At 64.3% G+C, this 1,206-nt stretch carries 1 protein-coding gene and 1 pseudogene; one reads left to right on the top strand and one right to left on the bottom strand.

All coding sequences use genetic code 11. The features are described 5' to 3' along the window. On the top strand, positions 1-890 hold an 890-nt coding region (gene dapF / locus SO140_RS45930; protein WP_498544198.1), incomplete at its 5' end, for a diaminopimelate epimerase. Here dapF and SO140_RS45925 read toward each other — a convergent pair. Then, positions 826-1,206: pseudogene (locus SO140_RS45925) on the bottom strand (SLC13 family permease); the annotation flags it as partial. The gene dapF and the pseudogene SO140_RS45925 sit on opposite strands and share 65 nt — an antisense overlap.

The following is a 1,206-nucleotide window of genomic DNA, read 5'->3' as shown; positions in this document are numbered from 1 at the left end:
ATCACGGCCTGGGCAACGACTACCTGGTCTGCCACCGTTCGGTCGCCGATCGTCTGAGCCAGGAACAGATCCGCCTGTTGTGCCACCCGCATTACGGCATTGGTTCCGACGGCCTGCTGATCGACAGCGGTGACGCCGTCAATCCCACCCTGCGCATCATCAACCCGGACGGCTCCGAAGCGGAGAAAAGCGGCAACGGCCTGCGTATCTACGCGCGCTATCTGTTTGACAACGAGCGCGTAGGGCATCAGCCGTTTCTGGTGCACACCGCCGGCGGCGACGTGCGTTGCCAGGTGGCGGAAGACGCGCATCAGATAACCGTGGAGATGGGGCGCGCCAATTTCAGCCCGGCGGCGCTGCCGGCCTTGATCGATCTGCCGGAGGCGCTGAACTATCCGCTGCCCCTGAAGGAGGAGACGTTAAGCGTTTCGCTGGTGTCGATGGGCAACCCGCACTGCGTGGTGCCGGTGGAAAAACTGGATCTGGCGCAGGTGCATCGGCTGGGACCGCAGATTGAGCGCCATCCGCTGTTCCCGAAACGCACCAATGTACAACTGGTGGAAGTGGTCGATCGCCAGACGCTGCGCATCGGCATCTGGGAGCGCGGCGCCGGCTTTACCCTCGCCTCCGGCAGCAGCAGCTGCGCCGCCGCCAGCGTGATGCGCAAGTTGGGACGAGTCGGCGATCGGGTTAGCGTGCGGATGCCGGGCGGCGAACTGCAGATCGCCTTCAGCGGCGATTTTCAGGTCAGCATGCGCGGGCCGGTGCATAAAATCGCCACCCTGACGCTGGACGAAGATTGTTTTGCCGGCGGTGCGGGGCTGTTTACGGGATCCACCCCAGCAGCCGGAACCACAGATAATCCAACGGCACCAGCAGTGCGAAGCTAAGCGCGGCCAACAGCAGGCACAGCTTTAGCCCTTCGCGTGCCGGCACTTTGCCCATCCCCATCGCCACCACGATCGGCGAGGCCTGATACGGCAACAGCGGTGTGGCATAACCGATCACCTGGGTCATCAACACCGTCAGCAGCGGCAGGCCGCTGCCCGCGGACAGCGCCTGCGCCAGCGGGGTAAACAGCGCCGGCACGCCGTTGGCGGTCACCACGAAATTCAACAGCGCGGTGATCCCCACCAGCGAACCGAATGCGGTAAACGGCTTGCCGTGCAGATCCAGCATCATCGCCAGCAGCGCGCCACCCAACCG

It is taken from the genome of Bradyrhizobium sp. UFLA05-108 (genome assembly GCF_059803455.1).
The sequence above is the reverse complement of the archived record's forward strand: the minus strand, read 5'-3'. Positions and strand labels throughout refer to the sequence as shown.